Origin of the sequence: Tunturibacter gelidoferens (genome assembly GCF_040358255.1) — a bacterium.
GTDB lineage: Bacteria > Acidobacteriota > Terriglobia > Terriglobales > Acidobacteriaceae > Edaphobacter > Edaphobacter gelidiferens.
Window position 1 is genome coordinate 3,633,783 of record NZ_CP132938.1, and the last position, 17,213, is coordinate 3,650,995.

At 53.8% G+C, this 17,213-nt stretch carries 8 protein-coding genes; 5 read left to right on the plus strand and 3 right to left on the minus strand.

Going from position 1 to position 17,213, the window contains the following annotated elements; translation table 11 throughout:
• Nucleotides 1–133 precede the first annotated feature (133 nt).
• Both RBB81_RS15940 and RBB81_RS15945 read right to left on the minus strand, forming a co-directional pair.
• Nucleotides 134–424 carry a hypothetical protein gene (locus RBB81_RS15940; protein WP_218892356.1) on the minus strand — a complete coding sequence of 97 codons (291 nt, stop codon included), beginning with the start codon at nt 422–424 and terminating at the stop codon, nt 134–136.
• A 333-nt stretch (nt 425–757) separates the two neighbouring features.
• A complete protein-coding gene (locus tag RBB81_RS15945; RefSeq protein WP_353071336.1) occupies nt 758–2,851 on the minus strand; it encodes a sigma 54-interacting transcriptional regulator in 2,094 nt (697 codons plus the stop codon).
• A gap of 361 nt (nt 2,852–3,212) precedes the next feature.
• On the opposite strand from RBB81_RS15945, the gene RBB81_RS15950 reads away from it, so the two are divergent.
• The 4 genes from RBB81_RS15950 (at nt 3,213) to RBB81_RS15965 (ending at nt 11,494) form a co-directional block, all read left to right on the plus strand.
• Nucleotides 3,213–4,499, plus strand: a complete 1,287-nt coding sequence (locus tag RBB81_RS15950) for a radical SAM protein (protein WP_353071337.1) — start codon at nt 3,213–3,215, stop codon at nt 4,497–4,499.
• 63 nt (nt 4,500–4,562) lie between these two features.
• Nucleotides 4,563–6,350 carry a hypothetical protein gene (locus tag RBB81_RS15955; protein WP_353071338.1) on the plus strand — a complete coding sequence of 596 codons (1,788 nt, stop codon included), beginning with the start codon at nt 4,563–4,565 and terminating at the stop codon, nt 6,348–6,350.
• 45 nt (nt 6,351–6,395) lie between these two features.
• Nucleotides 6,396–10,109 (plus strand): BadF/BadG/BcrA/BcrD ATPase family protein, encoded by a 3,714-nt coding sequence (locus RBB81_RS15960; protein ID WP_353071339.1) that lies wholly within the window; start codon nt 6,396–6,398, stop codon nt 10,107–10,109.
• A 92-nt stretch (nt 10,110–10,201) separates the two neighbouring features.
• Nucleotides 10,202–11,494, plus strand: a complete 1,293-nt coding sequence (locus RBB81_RS15965; RefSeq protein ID WP_353071340.1) for a WD40/YVTN/BNR-like repeat-containing protein — start codon at nt 10,202–10,204, stop codon at nt 11,492–11,494.
• 227 nt (nt 11,495–11,721) lie between these two features.
• On the opposite strand, the gene RBB81_RS15970 is transcribed toward RBB81_RS15965, so the two are convergent.
• Nucleotides 11,722–15,216, minus strand: coding sequence for a TonB-dependent receptor (locus tag RBB81_RS15970; protein WP_353071341.1), 3,495 nt, complete (start codon nt 15,214–15,216; stop codon nt 11,722–11,724).
• Nucleotides 15,217–16,066: 850 nt separating this feature from the next.
• Between RBB81_RS15970 and RBB81_RS15975 the strand changes: the two genes are divergently transcribed.
• Complete coding sequence (locus RBB81_RS15975; RefSeq protein ID WP_353071342.1) at nt 16,067–17,209, plus strand: tetratricopeptide repeat protein; 1,143 nt, start codon at nt 16,067–16,069, stop codon at nt 17,207–17,209.
• The last annotated feature ends 4 nt before the right edge of the window (nt 17,210–17,213 follow it).

Here is a 17,213-nt window from a genome sequence, read left to right on the forward strand (position 1 = left end):
ATACTTCTGCCGAACCCGTGCCCCAATCTAAACCATCCAGTCCCGATGCACGCAACCATCGAGTCCTGGCGCTAGCCAAAGTTTTTGGATTCTGCTGTAGGCAGATCGAAACAAATCCGACGTCTTAGTTTGTCTACGTTTTTTCGGACTCGACTTGAGAGTTCGCATCGCTCCGTGAAAGCGATTCCAGCAGATGCTTGGTATACAAACCACTTGCTACGAACTTAGCTCTATCCCTGATCATCATGAGGAGGACCTGTTCACCGTCTTTATCGATGCACGTAACCTCGTCGAGATCAACAACACGGTTCAAAGTTGGTCGACGATCTCGATTGGCGCGCCAACTTGCTATCAGTTCCTCCAGAAACGATGCTGTCAGCCGACCTTGAAGCACCCACCGCTGCTCCGACTTGTCCTCGGTCATCGTGATTCGTAACATCTTGCTCGTCCTTACAATCCGATGTGTCGGTGAGTGTCTTCCAGATTCACTACATCACTGATTCTCCCATCCGGATCGCATGCTCAAGAGTCGGCGACGTCCCGACACACCTCATCCCCGGCCTCGCAGGGTATACCTGGCATCTCTCTCTGCAAGCAATCCGCATACCTAAAATGCGACCAGTCTATTGATGTTGGTAGTTGAGGCGATTAGTAATAAATCGATGTGCCGAACACTGTCGGGTAGATGCCGATAAGTTGGCAGGATGCCAGATCGTTGGCACGTTTCTCACCGCTTCTTTCGTGCCAAACTTAAGTTTCAAAGTTTTCTAGGGCGAGAAATTCCCAGCTTTTGCATCCTAAATTGCAGCGTGGGACGCTTAATTCCAAGCCTTGCGGCAGCTCCGTTCGGCCCCGCAAAGACCCAGTTAGTCTGCTCCAGAATCGAGAGAATATGCTTTCTTTCAATCTCTTCCAGGGTCGTAGCTCCGTTCAACTGACCGTTCGCATCGGTGGGTTTCGTCTTCAGTCCTGCGAGCGGCACCTGAAGCTCAGGCCCCTTCGATAAAATGACCGCCCGTTCGATGACGTTTTGAAGTTCACGAATATTCCCGGGCCACGGATAACTGACCATCGAATTCATCGTTTCAGTCGAGATCGTATCGATCTCCTTCGACATGTTGCGAGCAAAATGCTGGGCAAAGTGCCTGACGAGAAACGGGATATCTTCCTTGCGCTCTCTCAGTGGTGGCACATAGATTGGGAACACGTTCAACCGATAGAACAAGTCGGATCGAAACCGTTGTTCTTCCACCATCGCATTCAGATCGCGGTTCGTGGCTGCAATGAGACGGGCGTCAGTACGCAGAGTGCGCGAGTTTCCTAACCGTTCGAACTCCCGCTCCTGCAGGACACGTAAGAGCTTCGGCTGAAGATCCAGAGGGATCTCACTGACTTCATCAAGAAAGATGGTCCCTTGCGACGCTAGTTCGAAACGGCCCATCCTCTGAGCGATGGCGCCGGTGAATGCTCCCTTCTCATGCCCGAAGAGTTCGCTCTCCAGTAAACCCGTCGGAATGGCAGCGCAGTTCAGCTTCACAAAGGGGTGGGTGCGACGGCGGCTGAGGTTGTGGACCGCACGAGCGATCAGCTCCTTTCCGCTTCCCGTCTCTCCTTGGATAAGAACGGTTGAGTTAGTTGGCGCAACTGCTTCAACCTGGCGTAGCACCTGTCGGAGCACAGCACTGTTCCCAATGATCTCCTCGAAGTTAAGCTCGCTGCGGATCTCATCTTCAAGGTAAAGCTTCTCCTGCCTGAGCTTGTCGGAAAGCTCGGTAATGCGCTGATAGGCAAATGCATTGTCGATGGCAATAGCCACTTGGCCTGCGATTTGCGAGAGAAATTCAATATCTTCCCTCGTGAATCCGCTCTTCTGCGCCCTCGCTAAACAGAGGACGCCCAATACATTCTTGCAACGGATCAGCGGGATCATGCAGATGGTCACCGTGCCATCGCCCAAGCTGGCCCTGTTCTCAGAACTAGATATATTCCACTCTTCGCGATCACCCACCCACGGCTTCCCGGAGCAAAAGACCTGCCCCGCGAGTGAACCTTCGACTGGCCCCGACATGTGCTGGAAAAGATTCTCTTTACGATCTGAAAAATCCACGGCATAGAGTTGAAGATGTTCGTGTGCAGTATCGGGTAGCATGACAGCTACGCCTTCCAGCCGCATGGTTTTGCGAATATTTGGCGAAACGGACCGAAGCACTTCTCCAAGTTCCAGGTTGGAAACTACGCTGTTATTCAGATCGAGAATGAGATTAAGCTTGGTCTGTTCGCTCTCCAACTGGGCTCGAACGGCCTCCGAATGTGCCAGGTTGAGTCTGTCGTCAATCGCCAAACCAACATAGTCCGATAAGAAAGAGAGAAGGCCGACCTCTCTTTCCGAGAAGCCATCAGGTTCCTTTCGTGCAAAGCAGAGAGCCCCCGCGCGACCGCCTGCCTTATTTAGAGGAAGTACACAAAGCGATTGATTTCCGTGCGTGCGGAAGAATCGAACAATCCCAGGAAATCTGGCCTCCCTATCAAGCGATGCCAAAACGACTGGCTGCTGATGCGCGGTTAAAAACTCACTGATCTCATCTCGCCTTTGCGGCAGATCGGTTTCCAGGCCGATTGCAGATGTCTCACCGTCTACCGCGTACCAGGAAAGATCCGTACCGGTCATCTGAATCAACGCAGTCGTATTGGAGACCACAACAGACGACAGTTCCGCCGGCAGACAACGCAAAAGTTGTTCCGGATCGCGATAAGCATCCAGGTTGTGCGCGAAGCGTAAAAGATCCCCCATTTGTTCGACGTTTGTAGCGATATCGACCGGGGAAATATGGTGGAGAGGCGAACTCCTCATACCCGACTGATAACCTCCCTCCTTCCATCGATTTCTGATAGATGAAAATTAGAGGATTAAAGTGGCAAACATTGATAGATTCGGGACTTCCCGTTTGCGTCAACCAACAGCGTAACTCAGATCGGCATATGGCTGCCAATTGATTGGCACCCAGTCAACAGGCTGGCATACATCGTCGGATCCCTGCGTCTTCCATAGAGTACGACAGACATTGCCTCTTTTGTCATCAAGAGTTTACGGTCGAAACAAAATTGTAGATCGTGTGGCCCTGCGGTTGCTCTGGGTGGGTCGTACCTGCGACTAAGCGCTCCATCTTCCAGTATCTCGGAATAGTGTCTCTATCTTTCAAAGGGGGGCCCGGATGCACCTCGAGGAACACACCGAACCACCACCGAGCTTTCGGCTTGATGTCCCATTGCACGACCTACTCACCAAATCCACCGCAAACACACCGGGCTTGCAGCCCGTCGGAACACCACAAACTTTTCCCGACCCTGTGTTTCCGCAGCATCCTGAACTTCTCGGACCAATCGATTGGAATGATGGGTGGGTCACACCTGAAAAGCGCAAATGGGCTCCCGGCCAGATCTACCATGCAATGCAGGGCTGGCTCTTCCCTTATGTTCGTTCGAGAGTCACTGCAGGCGACTTCCATCCACTCATCGCATACCTCTTCACTGAATTCAAGTGCAATCTCGACTGCCATTATTGCTGGGCTTTCGACAATCAAGTGAAGGGAATGACTGAGGATACGGCGAAGCGGTCCATCGACTGGCTTCACGGTACAGGGTGCCGGGTACTTGCCTACATGGGAGGCGAACCCCTTCTCCGGCCCGACTTGATTCACCGCATTACCTACTACGCGGCGAAGAAGAACTTCTGGATCTATCTCCCCACCAACGCGCGCCTTTTGCGCACCGATGTGATCGACAAGTTGGCTGACGCAGGCATGTCGACGTTCAACATCGCCGTCGACGCAGTCGACGTAAAACAAGGATTGCCGAAGGCGCTTGTTCCGATTCGCAAGCAGTTCGACTACCTCGTACGAAAGCAGTACGGATACGGATACTCCGTCTTCCTCAACATCAACATCTGCCGCAACAATTTGGACGATGTCCGAGAGCTGACCGAGATAGCTCATGACAACGGTATCGCGACCGACTATCACATCAACGAGTCTCCGCTCCTTGAACAGGACGAGCACTTCAAGCACGCAGCCAACAACGTCACCTACATCACCAAGGATGACTGGCCCGCTGTCGAAGAGACGATTCAGTGGTTGACCCAGAAGCAGGACGCCGGGTACAAGATGGTCAACTCCAACTCGCGCCTCTGGCAGATGGTCGACTTCATGAAAGGGAACCACTTTCCCTGGAACTGCCGCGCCGGTCAAAACTCAATGATCATTCGCGTCGACGGAACATTGGCTCCTTGTTTCCCGATGTACACAGCGAGTTATGACTGGGGCGTGGTCGGTAATCACAAATTCGAAACCAAGCAACTCGATCATCAGAAAGAGACCTGCCAGACGCACTGCTTCTCAACTCTCAATCACATCCTGGGCTGGTGCTACAACGACCAGCGTGTCATCAAATATTTCTTCAAACAGCTGGCTCACGGATTCCAGGGAGTGAAAGGCCAGATGTAGCGCCGAAGAAATCCCGAGATCCGACCCATCGAAAAACCACAGAGTAAGTATAAGGAGACGCAAATGCCGGAAATCGAAGAGATCGTTCAAACCGACTTCGAAGTAGAGATCCAGGCTCGTATCGACGCCGAACGTGCCCGTCTTCGTGCCGAAGCTGGATTGGCGCGCATGCGCGAGTTCAAAAAGCCGATAGAGCGCACATTCAAGGCGGACGAACGCGACTACGTTACGATTCTCTTTGGCGGACTCACCTGGAAGCACGAGGAGATGATCAAGGCGGTCTTCCACGGCAGCGGCTATCGCTGCGAGAACATTCCCACACCGGTCGTCGCTGATTTTCAGGCAGGGAAGGAGTTCGGCAACAACGGACAGTGCAATCCGACCTACTTCACTGTGGGCAATCTGGTGCGCTATCTTCAGATGCTGGAACAACAAGGCCAGACGCGTAAACAGATTATCGATAACTATGTCTTCTTCACGGCAGGATCCTGCGGACCTTGCCGCTTTGGCATGTATGAAGCTGAGTACCGATTTGCCCTTCAAAATGCGGGCTTCGAGGGCTTTCGCGTGCTGTTATTTCAACAAACCGACGGCATCAAGGCCGCAAGCGGAGAGCCCGGTCTAAAATTTTCAGTCGACTTTGGAATGGGAATGTTGAATGCCCTCAATCTCGGAGACGTAATCAACGAACTGGTCTACCAGGTGCGCCCCTTCGAAGTTAATAAAGGCGAGACAGACCGCGTCATACATGATTCGGTGAAGGTATTAACCGACACTTTGCGTGACCGCAAGCGGTGGCACATCATGGAGGCGGCCCCAGCGTGGGCAAGACCATACATCGAGAAGAATAAGATACTATCCGGCATTGGCTGCACTCTTGGGAAGGTCGGTCATAATCTATACGGCAAGGAGTATGTGGATGCGCTGCACGCATGCCGCGACAGCATCAACGCAATCCAAGTAGACCGCCTTCGCGTAAAGCCAGTCATAAAGATTACCGGAGAGTTCTGGGCTCAGACCACCGAAGGGGACGGCAACTTCAACATGTTTGCCTTCCTTGAAAAGGAAGGCGCGCAGGTGTTGGTCGAACCGATCGCCACTTGGATCGCATACATGATGTACGTCGCCAAAGAAGGAGCGAAGGCCCGCGCCGACGCCGAGGCTCCCTACCGCGACCCCAAGTGGTACGAACTTAAAAAAAGGCTCGCAAACGACTTCAAAGTATTCAAAAAAACCGGAGGCCTCAGCGCCGGCAGCGCCATGTGGACTTTCTTCTATCACCGCACGATCAAACATCTGGGAGACACGGCCCACCATTTGATCCCGCAAAAAGAACTCTCGCGCCTGGCACATCCCTTCTACCATCAGCTAGCTCGCGGTGGAGAGGGCTACATGGAAGTTGGCAAGAACGTCTACTACACCGTGAATCACCTATGCCACATGGTCCTCGCTCTGAAACCCTTCGGTTGCATGCCCTCCACACAATCGGACGGAGTTCAATCCAGAGTCGTGAATAAGTACAAAGACATGATCTTTCTTCCAATCGAAACCTCCGGCGAGGGCGAGGTGAACGCGCACAGCCGAGTTCAAATGGCACTCGCCGAAGCCAAGGCTAAAGCGCGCGCTGAATTCGACGGTGTTCTGGAGCAGACAGGGAAATCACTCGAAGAACTGCGAGCCTACGTCGAGCATCATCCCATCCTGAAACAAGCGCTCTATAAGGTCCCGCATCGGAACGGCATCGCGGGGACTGCAGCCCAGTTTGCCTTGCACGTCAGCGACCTCATCGACAAAGATAGCGCTTATCGTCGAACGGCCCGCACGTCTGCGCCACTGCAGCAAGTGGCGTAAGCAGTCTAGCTCTCCATTCAAAGAATCGTCATAGAGGAGAAGAGAATGGACCAGTTTCTGGTTGGCCTGGACGTAGGTTCTACAACCGTTAAAGCGATTGTGGTCGATGCCGCGTCTGACAAGACCATCTGGCAGGACTACCAGCGTCACGAGACACGCCAACCAGAAAAAGTCCTCGAGTTCCTGCGCCGCATGGAAGCGGACACCGGAATCTCACCGGGTAATACACGCATCTTCATCACAGGATCCGGCGGGGGAACAATCGCCGAGATGATCGGTGCGAAGTTCGTCCAGGAGGTCCATGCTGTCTCACTCGCAGTCGAAAAACTTCATCCCGAGGTGTACTCCGTCATCGAGTTAGGCGGACAGGACGCGAAGATCATTGTCTTCAAAGACGACGAAGAGACGGGCCGCAAGAAGAAGATCCCATCGATGAACGACAAATGCGCCGGCGGCACAGGAGCGGTCATCGACAAGATCAACGCCAAGCTGAAAATTCCTGCAGCAGAGCTCGCAAATCAGGGATACCACGACATCAAGCTGCACAAGGTAGCAGGGAAGTGCGGTGTCTTTGCTGAAACCGACATCAACGGCCTGCAGAAAACCGGCACCCCTTCGGACGAACTGATGGCCTCGCTCTTTGAAGCCATCGTGCTGCAAAATCTCAGCGTCCTAACTCGCGGGCACACGCTCCGTCCCCACGTCCTTCTGCTTGGTGGCCCGAACGGTTTCATCCGCGGCATGCGCGAAGCGTGGCAGACCAACATTCCGCGTATGTGGAAGGAGCGCAAGGTTGAGATTCCCGACGGCATGACTCCCGAAGAGTTGATCAAAGTCCCTGAAAACGCCCAATACTTCGCGGCTCTGGGATCGGTCGAGTTCGGTAGAGAGGAAGAGTCAGAGGTAGGACGATATCTTGGCGCCGACAAGCTTGTCTATTACATCGACTACGGTCGCGCAGAAGAGAAGGCCATATCAGGAGGAAAGGGCCTCGTCGCAGAGGACGCAGAACTCGTTGCCTTCAAGTCCGAGTACAAGAGAAAGAAGTTCACCCCGGCGGAGTTTCTGCCAGGTCAAGTCGTCTCCGGATTCGTCGGAATCGATGGCGGTTCCACTTCGACTAAGGCAGTCGTACTCGGTACGGATGGAGAGATTCTCTGCAAGACCTACCAGCTTTCAAACGGCAATCCGATTCAGGATACGATCGAGATGTTTGAGCATCTCCGCGAACAGATCGAGAGCAAGGGCGCAACCCTCGAGGTGCTCGGCGTCGGCTCAACCGGCTACGCAAAGGACATCATCAAGGATGTCTTAAACGCAGATGTGGCGCTCGTCGAAACCGTGGCCCATACAGAATCAGCGCTGAAATTCTATGAAGATCCCCACGTCATCGTGGATGTGGGGGGCCAGGACATCAAACTCATCGTCCTAAAAGACGGTCGCGTAAAAGACTTCAAACTAAACACTCAGTGCTCAGCAGGGAACGGATACTTCCTGCAATCGACTGTCGAGGGATTCGGCATGAAAGTCGAGGAGTTCGCCGATCTGGCCTTCTCCGCAAAATCAATGCCATCCTTCGGCTACGGTTGCGCTGTCTTCATGCAGTCGGACATCGTTAACTTCCAACGTCAAGGCTGGCGCTCGGAGGAGATCCTCGCAGGTCTAGCAGATGTGCTACCCAAAAATGTCTTTCTATACGTAGCCAGCATCCCAAATCTGGCAGCTCTCGGTTCACGTTTCGTGCTTCAAGGCGGAACGCAAAATAATCTCGCCGTAGTCAAAGCCGAAGTGGACTTCATCAAATCAAGCTTCCGCGCCAACGGCAAAGAGCCGGAGATCATCGTGCACGAGCACTGTGGCGAATCCGGCGCAATCGGTGCGGCCCAGGAGTCTCTGCGTCTCTGGCGCAACGGTCGGAAAACCACATTCGTCGGCCTCGAAGCTGTCGCGAACATTCGCTATCGCACTACGCGCAACGAAGACACGCGCTGCTACTTCTGCAAAAACAACTGCCTTAGAACCTTCATCGACGTCGACGTAACCGGACAACAAAACTCCGAACACTCTCACCCCCATGCTGTCCATGAAGATCGTGCTGCCACTCCGGCAGAAGTTGCGGAGGTCATGAATACTCTGCCGCCGCTCGAACAAATCGAAGCCAATCTCCCTCCCGTCGAATCTCACGGGTCATGCAGCACAAGTGGAAGCCTCAGTTCGCCATCTGTGTTCAAGGCCAAGATCGAGCCTCTCGTTCAGATCCAACTTGCGCCCGGATCAAGCAAAGTGGTCGAACTACCAAAGCCCGTAGAATTCCAGCCTCGTAAAACCAAAGTTCCTCTACGAAAGGGTGAACAGCGTCTGATCATCGCAACCTGCGAAAAGGGAACCGTAGAAGATCTCGACGAGATGAAGGACATCAAGGCCGACATCGACGAAATCAAAGCCGTCAATCCGAACTACGTCGACATCGCGGCCCACGATGTCTTCCGTCAACGTGACGTGGGGGTTGTCTCGGACCCATTGCCGTCCACCAAAGGTCTGTTCATCTCAAAGGCCACTAAAGAACGAGTCGCTCGAATGACGCAGCGTAAAGATTTCCGCGTCGGGATCCCACGTCTCCTGAATACCTACACCTACGCGCCATTCTTCAACGCATACTTCACTAGTCTAGGACTGAAATCCGAAAACATAATCTACTCCGATTACACGACTCCCGAGCTATACCGCGCGGGCGCAAGTCGAGGCGCCATCGATCCCTGCTACCCATCGAAGATCGGGATCGCTCACGTCTATAACTTACTAGCTGCCAAGCACACGAAGAAGCCTCTTCACGCAATCTGGTTCCCAATGTACGACGTACTGCATTCGCATCTCGTAAATCTAACCGGTTCGAACGCCTGCCCGACCGTGACCGCAACACCGGAGACGGTCAAAGCTGCCTTCACCAAAGAGAGCGACATCTTTGCCGAAAACAATGTCCTCTACCTCGATCCAATCCTGAACCTCCAGGACGAAAAAATCTGCGCGGACCAGATGTTCAAGACCTGGGGCCCCATCCTCGGCCTCACCAGGGAAGAGAACGAGCGGGCCATCGCCGTAGGCTTCAAATCTCTGCACGAGTGCGAAGCCGACATCCGGCGACAAGCGCGTGAGACGCTCGACCAGCTCGAACGCGAAGACCGCATTGGCATCGTCATGCTGGGTCGCGTCTACCACCACGACCCAGGCCTGAACCACGAGATCATGGAGGAGTTTCAGAAGCTCGGCTACCCGGTCTTCTCACAGAGCACCTTGCCTCTCGACGAAGACCTGCTTGACCGTCTCTTCGGAGAAGAGGTTCGTGCAGGTCTTATCACCCATCCCCTCGACATCAGTGATGTGTGGAAGAATCGCTACTCGACCAGCACCAACCATAAGGTGTGGGCAGCGAAGTTCACGGCTCGCCATCCAAATCTGGTCGCTCTCGAGGTCTCAAGCTTCAAATGCGGTCACGACGCCCCGATCTACGGGGTCATCGAAGGCATCATCGAACAGTCAGGCACACCCTATTTCTCCTTCAAAGATCTAGATGAAAACAAACCCTCTGGTTCAATCCGTATTCGCGTTGAGACGATCGACTACTTCCTGCGTCGTTATCGCGAAGACATTGTCAAACGACGAAACGCGGAGTCTAATATCGAAACACAGATCGCCGCCTTCGAGCAGTCCCTCCGTAGTCAAACAGGGAATCACTACGAGATGGCAGTTGCAGGAGACTGATTCCCGCCAATCACCCAGATACGCTCGGCAGATCCTGCACCTTGAAGTAAATTTGAGGTGTTGGTTCCAGCCAAATCGAAGGCGTTCTGGTTATGGCACACAGACACACAAGTCGCGTCGCCCGCAGCGGGAGAAGTCTATTCCTGATGCTGGCGCTTCCCTTGACGGGGACGGGACAGACTTCACCACCTCAAACTCCCGCACCGAACCACGCTGTCGTCACCAACTCGTCGCCGGCCAATTCAGGAAGTGACACAGACAGCTGTTTCGTTCATCGAGTAACCAGCCTTCCAGGAAGTCATCGGTTCGCAAGTGATTTTATCGAAGCCATAGCCAGCGACCCCGATCCTGACGCCAGCGATCCCGACGTAATTTGGGGTCTTACTGCAGACCTCAGCAGTGAGGTCCCGTCCCAGGATCGAGCCATGTACATCTCGAAATCTACCAATGGCGGCGCGACATGGACTCAGATCGCACGAGTGGATTCCAGATACTTCGATGCGCGCATCGGTGAAGGGCTGCGTAACGGATTTATTGTGTCTCCTGGTGGAACCTACTTTGTGATCACAACGCAACGGGGAGCCTTTCAGGTATTTCCTCAACCAAATAAATCGGATAGCTTGGTGAAACCTATTGTCGGTCCTCGCGTTCCTGATTCACCTCCCAAGACGCCCATTACGAAAAAAGCAGGTGATCCCATCAGGGCAAATGTGGTCGAACTAACGGCCGACGGAAATCATCTCATTATCGGTTATGGCTACTTTGACCGCGAGCCTCAGCTCTTCCGCTACCACAAAGATAAAGATGAATCATGGATCGAAGAAGGGCCCATCCTTCATCTTCCAACCAAGATGGATCTTCTCTCCGCCCAGTTTGATGATTCAAAAAAACTGGATCCAGGCTTCCTCTATGTGGGAACCGGCGATCAGGTCTATCTTCTCAACCTCCACTCCATGAAATGGAGCCGCATCGAGGGAGTGGGCCCTGACTCTGCGATCCATGGAATGAGTGTCGTGGGCGGTCTTCATTTAGCTGCATGCTGGGGTGTCTATAACCCTTCAGGTCCGGGCACCGTAAGGAGAGTCACCAATGCAAGATTTCTACTGCACAGAACCACAGATGAAACAGGTTCCAACGTTCGGGCCTACAGCATAGAGGTCGACCCGTCCAAACCAAACCGAGAGGTCGTGACCTCGCTCACAGGCGTCTACACCAGTCAGGACAGTGGTGAAAGCTGGAGGAGGCTCAACGATCTCCCAGAAGAGGAGTTCCGCTCCGCACACTTCAACTCCGACGGAACCATTCTTGTCTCTGGAATAGCGGGTACGTTCCTGGCTAATCCATTCTCAGACGCTTGCTCGCCCCATCTGAAGATCCGCCAGTAGATAGCTCTATCCGCGTTGCTCGCCTTCGAATCATCATTCTCGCTTTCCCGAGCAAGATCTCTCAAACACAGGGATTGCAGCAAGCTAAGGATTACGCCAGATTACATATGAGCAAGCCGACCGGTTGGCAGCGCTGAAGGGTTTCACTAGGACATACATCGTCCATTCGAACAACAATCCCTACGCCGCTGCCGTGGAGGCGAAGGCGTTTCTCTGAGGAGAATGCCTCAGAACTTAACCTTCAGAGCAAACTGACCGAAGCGACGCTCATCGTTCGCACCACCATTGACGCCACCTTTCTTTGCCTGGATAGGGATGGTTGCGCCATCATAGCCGTAGTTGGCAACGTCGTTATTGGACTCAGTAATGTAAAGGTTATGGTGGTTGAAGATATCAAAGCCTTCTGCTCTCAATTCAATCTCAATACCTTCTCTAATCAGAAGGCTTTTACTTGCCGCAAGATCGAAGTTCCACGCGCCAGGTCCGGAGAACGCGTTCCGATGAGTCATTGCAAAGGGATATGGCCCGAAGTCGGATATCCCACCCAGAGCCGGATTTCCGTAGCTTACGGCTGCCGGTAAAGAGACCAGGTCGTAGAGGTTCGCGCCGGAGCCATTCTTATCTTTCGCTTTTGTGAAACTGTAGTTCGAGATGGTTGTGCCCGGCGTGTAGCGAGGTATGCCGACCCCGGCGCTGCGGTTCAGCGAGTTACTGCTATCTGAGACCGTGAATGGCGTTCCAGTGCGGACAGTGTAAATACCAGTCACCTCATATCCTCCCAGGAGTCTCCCGGCGAAGGAGTGATTATTTTTAAACCACTGGGTTCTGTAAATCGGCGCCAAAACGAATCGCTGACGGATGTCAAAGTCAGATGCCCCATGGTCCAGTCCAGGATTGAAGGGATCGAGATAACCAAGATTCCCAATGCCATTCACCGAGCTATTGCTCTCTGAAAACGTCGAGCTCAGATTGTCAGTCGAATGCGCGACTGTATAGTTGGCCGTGATAATGAGCCCCGTGCGTTCGAGATCTGTCATCTGAAAACCAAGGTTCAAGCCGTTGTAGTAAGAATCTCCCTCACTCCCACGATTATTGATCGACCCATACTGATTATTAAGCCGCGAGTAGATGAAGTTGCCGCTAGCGTCCTGAACAAGGTCGCCGAGATAGACGTTCCCGGCGCCAAGCATGTTGTAGCCCTTCACGTCGTAAAGATGTGTCCCCCGCGAACCGACATAAGCGACGGATGCAACGACGTTATTCGCGAGCTGCCTCTCAACCGTCAGGCTATAAAACTGCGTTGCCGCCGTACGAATGTTTTCATCTACATTTCTCAAGCTGGTTGGCGGAAGCGGGACCGTTCCGCTGGAGCCGCCAATGGGACCAGCGTTGTTCGTCGTTATAGGCGAGGGTGTCGTGATCTGGACCACGGCGTAGTTGGGAGGATTCTGGATGACATTGAACGTCACATTTCCAAAGTTCCTCTCGTAAGCTATTCCATATCCGCCACGCAGACTTGTCTTGCCATCACCGTTGATGTCGTAAGCAAAGCCGATACGAGGTCCCACAGTGCCGTACTGCGGATTCCACAATTTACCGATCGGACTATTAGGAGCCGTGAACACCTGGCCACTACGAATCTGTTCTTGAAGCGTAGCACCAGGGCCGTAGTAGAAGTTGGCATCGAGGTCCTGCTTATTGTTGTGCTGAATCCCGTAGTATTCGTAGCGCACACCATAGTTGAGCGTGAAGCGCGGTGTGATCTTCCATGCATCCTGCGCGTACACCGCCCAGTCCTTGAACCGGTCGCTACGGGCAAAGTTCGGTTGCGACGCGGGTAGAGTGATCTGGCATTGCGGCGTCTGGACCAGATCGCCAGTCGCGTAGTCCCGTACACAAGGCAGCGCTCCTTGTGGGTCAACGGCGCCCTCAAAGATCGAGAGCGTGCCGTTCAAAAAGTTATCCAGTCCCGTTGGAGCACTTGTACCGATCCCCTCAACTGCCTGCGCATAGGCGCCATAGGTGATGTTGTTCTGGATATAAAGCAATTGAGTACCGGCCTTGAAGGAGTGTTGACCCTTCGTCCAGTCGATGTCCTGGCTTATCTGGACAGTATTCTGTGGTCCTCCGGATGGAAGTCCTCCTGTTCCTTCAAACTGACTGTAGAAGCCAGGAAACTGAACCAGATTTCCTCCAATCGTCGCATTGTTATAAAGAAATAAGGTAGGGGTGTGCTGCTGCGACGTATCGAACGGTTGACTTAGCGTGTGACGAGTAAAGCTCAACTTCGTGCTGGACACCAGGGAACCGGAAAACTCGTGCGTCAGACCGAAGAGAGCGGCGTTATCCCGCTCGGAACTCCCAACGTTATATTGCGAGTACGGCGTACTGAACATGGCGCCAGTCTCATCCAGCTCGTTGTAAAAGACATACCGCCCGTACATCTGAGTTCTTGGGGTTGCATTAAAATCCACACGTCCAATCAAGTAATACGTGTTCTGCGGAGAGCCACCTCCGGCGTTGGTAGGAGAAGTGAACGGAGCTATTCCGAACACCGGCGTGCTTCCCGACAAAAGATCAAACGGCCCACCAGCAGTCGGAGTCACACCCGAAGCCACTACGTCGTCCTTGCTCAACGTCTGGGTAAAAGCCGGAGCCGGAGAACCATATTGCGTGAAGAAGGCCTGCGTGGCCGAATTGGAGGCCGCCAAGAACTGCGGCGTCGGCACCAACGAGATCTGATTGCCCGCGCTACGCACCCTCACCCACTCAGTACTCTGGAAGAAGAACAGTCGATCTTTCAAGATTGGTCCACCGACGTCGTAGCCAAACTGGTTGCGCGTATAGCCGCCCTTCGGCACCCCACTCTGCGCATTCTGAACAGTATTGGCAGTATAGGCCGCCAAGCGATTGAACTCCCAGGCGCCCCCATGAAATCGATTGGTCCCCGATTTGGTAACGACGCTGACGACACCGCCTGACGCGCGACCGTACTGTGGCTCAAAGTTGCTGGTCGTAATGCGATACTCCTGCACCGCATCGATCGGCACCGTGACCTCGGGGCCGGTCACGTAGGAGTCAACATTCTCAACCCCATCCAACAGGATCTCTGTGCCACTGGACCGTTGGCCGTTGAGCGAATATCCAACGCCACGCGTCGTGTCATTCTGATCGCCGGTGGTCTTTGTCGCGCCACTCTGCGCTACTTTGTCTCCAGAGCTGATATTGCCGGAGATCGAGACAAAATCGTAGGGATTGCGAGTAAGGCTGGGCAGCTCCGAGACCTGGACACTGCTCACGATCTGCGACACTTCCTGAGTCTGCGTATTGACGGTCGTCCCGCCCTGATCAATCACGGTCACTGTCTGTTGCGCACCACTGAGAGCGAACTTTATCGGAACCGTCGCGTGCCCACCAACAGTGACTTCGACCCGCGCCTCAAACCGCTGAAAGCCTGGAGCGTCCGCCCTGACCGTATAAATGCCGGCAGCCACAGGAGGAAACGTGTACTCGCCACTATGATTCGTAGTCACCGTCCGTTCAGCGTTTGTCCCCGTATTGGTGAGCGTTACCGTAGCATCGGAGACGAGAGCCCCACTTTGATCGACCGCTAGTCCCGACACGATGCCGGAATCGGTCTGCGCTGTTAGCAGAGCTGGAGAAACAGACAGGAAAAGCAGGACGAAAAGAATCGACGCGTGAACCGAGATGCGTTTGAACATGGCTGGACTCCTTCAAGTGTTGATGCGAGCCGGCCTTCCGTTCCGACTCCGAATCATCGCAAAATGGAAGGCTTCAAGGCCTTCGTATCGTTGACTTCAAGTCACATCTGAGCCACTCGTAGCGAAGGCAGTTACTGCTCGTGCCGCGTGCTGTTTCGCACTCTCCCGGAGCATGGATCGTCTTGCAAGGCAAACAGATTCACAACCCGCAACCCGGTGCAGTGCATTATGTGCCTAACTTCTGGGTCAACAACAGCGTTGTGACGAGTGCCCCGCAGAATGTGACAAACGGCAGAATCTGCGGGTCGATTTGCAGGTGACGAATCTCCGCGCACCGAGAACTGATTACTGCGACTGATGACTGATGGGAGACGCCGCCTGCGGAAAGGATTCAACAGTTCATTTATTCTCCGCCGACTCACATTCTTCCCGAATTTAGCTAGCTTCGTCACTCCGCGCCGCTATCCGTCACATGTCAGCTAGTCAGCACACATTTCAGATGTATGGTTGCACAGTAAGTTCCTGTGTCGAGGCCAGTGACTTATTGTCAGAAAAATTATTCAGCGGAACCGATAACTACACTTCCGCCTCTCAACGAAATTGCCAGGCAGACAAGAGCGGCGCGATTACATTAGTTCCAATTATGTGACGAGTTGCTCCTGGCCACGATCAACAGCATGCCAGTGTCGTTGAGTTGTCTTTGCAGGTGACGAGTGATCCCATAATCATGAAACCAACCGATCACCCGCCCGTAATCGCGCAAGTCTATGTAGCGCCGGCTACGCTTCATGGGATGTAGTTAGTTGAAAGACCCAGAGACATGGCCAGATCCCACAAGCTGGAGGAAATCATGGTTCGAACAACTAGCAACCCTCTCTTGGTCTCCGTAAAACTCGTAAGAGCCCTGTTACTCGCTATCGGTGTAACCCTGCTTGTAGGCTACGCGGCTTCAGCAGAGGGAATAGATATCACTCAGCTAAAGGCAGATGCTCAAAAGGGCTACGCTTCTCGACAAATTGAACTGGCCGCGGCTTACTTCACAGGCAACGGAGTAACGCAGGATGCGAAGCAGGCCGCGTACTGGTACCAAAAAGCCGCTGAAGCCGGAGATCCTGAGGCGGAAAATGAGATCGGCTTCTTCTATCAGGCTGGCATAGGTGTTCCGGTCGATCAAGCACGTGCCTTGCACTGGTACCAACTCGCCGCCGCCTCTGGCCTCACCAGAGCCAAAGTGAACCTTGGCGTAGTGTACGTATGGGGACTCGGTGTGGCTAAAGATGAGGAGCTGGCCATGCAGTTCTTTCGCGAAGCGGCCAGCAGGGGAGACGGAGCAGCCGCCAGTTATCTGGGCGACCTCTATTACTTTGGGATCGGTGTGAAGCAGGATAAAGCAGCCGCCGAAACCTGGTACAAAACCGGCGCGCAGTTCCATGATCCTGTCGCCGCCTACAATCTCGGCACACTCTTCTCGGTGGATGCCGACCATCCCCACGATCTTCGCAAAGCCGAGGCTTTTTTGCGCTCATCTGCCGCCGATGGGTACATTCCGGCCATTCACTCGGTGGGCCTGCTCCTGGTCAACCATCCTGATCTAGCAACGTCTCCACAGGAGGGACCATCCCTCCTGGAAACCGCAGCGAGCGCAGGTTACTGGAAATCTTCCGTAGTGCTCGGAGCCCTTGCACGCGACGGCAAAGGTGTTCCCGCAGACAGCAAAGCTGCCTACCTTCACTTCCGTACGGCCGTTCTCCAAGGTGGAGAGTTGGCGATGAGCCTGGTCAAATACGACCTGGCGACGCTGGCAAAAAGGCTGGGGACTCAGCTGGTCGGAGCGCTCGACTCGGATGCAAATACCTGGTACAGGCTGCACCGCACCCCTCTTCTCTTCGTCAATAAAGACAGTGACAAGCGGCAACGCTTTCCCGCATCAGCACTTGCAGTCTCGACGGCTGGTCTTCACGCTGGTCAACTGCTCTACGTGCCCGCCTCGTGACAAG

Coding starts and splice junctions, on each gene's coding strand:
- RBB81_RS15940 (WP_218892356.1), bottom strand. CDS start 424: ATGACCGAGGACAAGTCGGAGCAGCGGTGGGTGCTTCAAGGTCGGCTG.
- RBB81_RS15945 (WP_353071336.1), bottom strand. CDS start 2,851: ATGAGGAGTTCGCCTCTCCACCATATTTCCCCGGTCGATATCGCTACA.
- RBB81_RS15950 (WP_353071337.1), top strand. CDS start 3,213: ATGCACCTCGAGGAACACACCGAACCACCACCGAGCTTTCGGCTTGAT.
- RBB81_RS15955 (WP_353071338.1), top strand. CDS start 4,563: ATGCCGGAAATCGAAGAGATCGTTCAAACCGACTTCGAAGTAGAGATC.
- RBB81_RS15960 (WP_353071339.1), top strand. CDS start 6,396: ATGGACCAGTTTCTGGTTGGCCTGGACGTAGGTTCTACAACCGTTAAA.
- RBB81_RS15965 (WP_353071340.1), top strand. CDS start 10,202: ATGGCACACAGACACACAAGTCGCGTCGCCCGCAGCGGGAGAAGTCTA.
- RBB81_RS15970 (WP_353071341.1), bottom strand. CDS start 15,216: ATGTTCAAACGCATCTCGGTTCACGCGTCGATTCTTTTCGTCCTGCTT.
- RBB81_RS15975 (WP_353071342.1), top strand. CDS start 16,067: ATGGTTCGAACAACTAGCAACCCTCTCTTGGTCTCCGTAAAACTCGTA.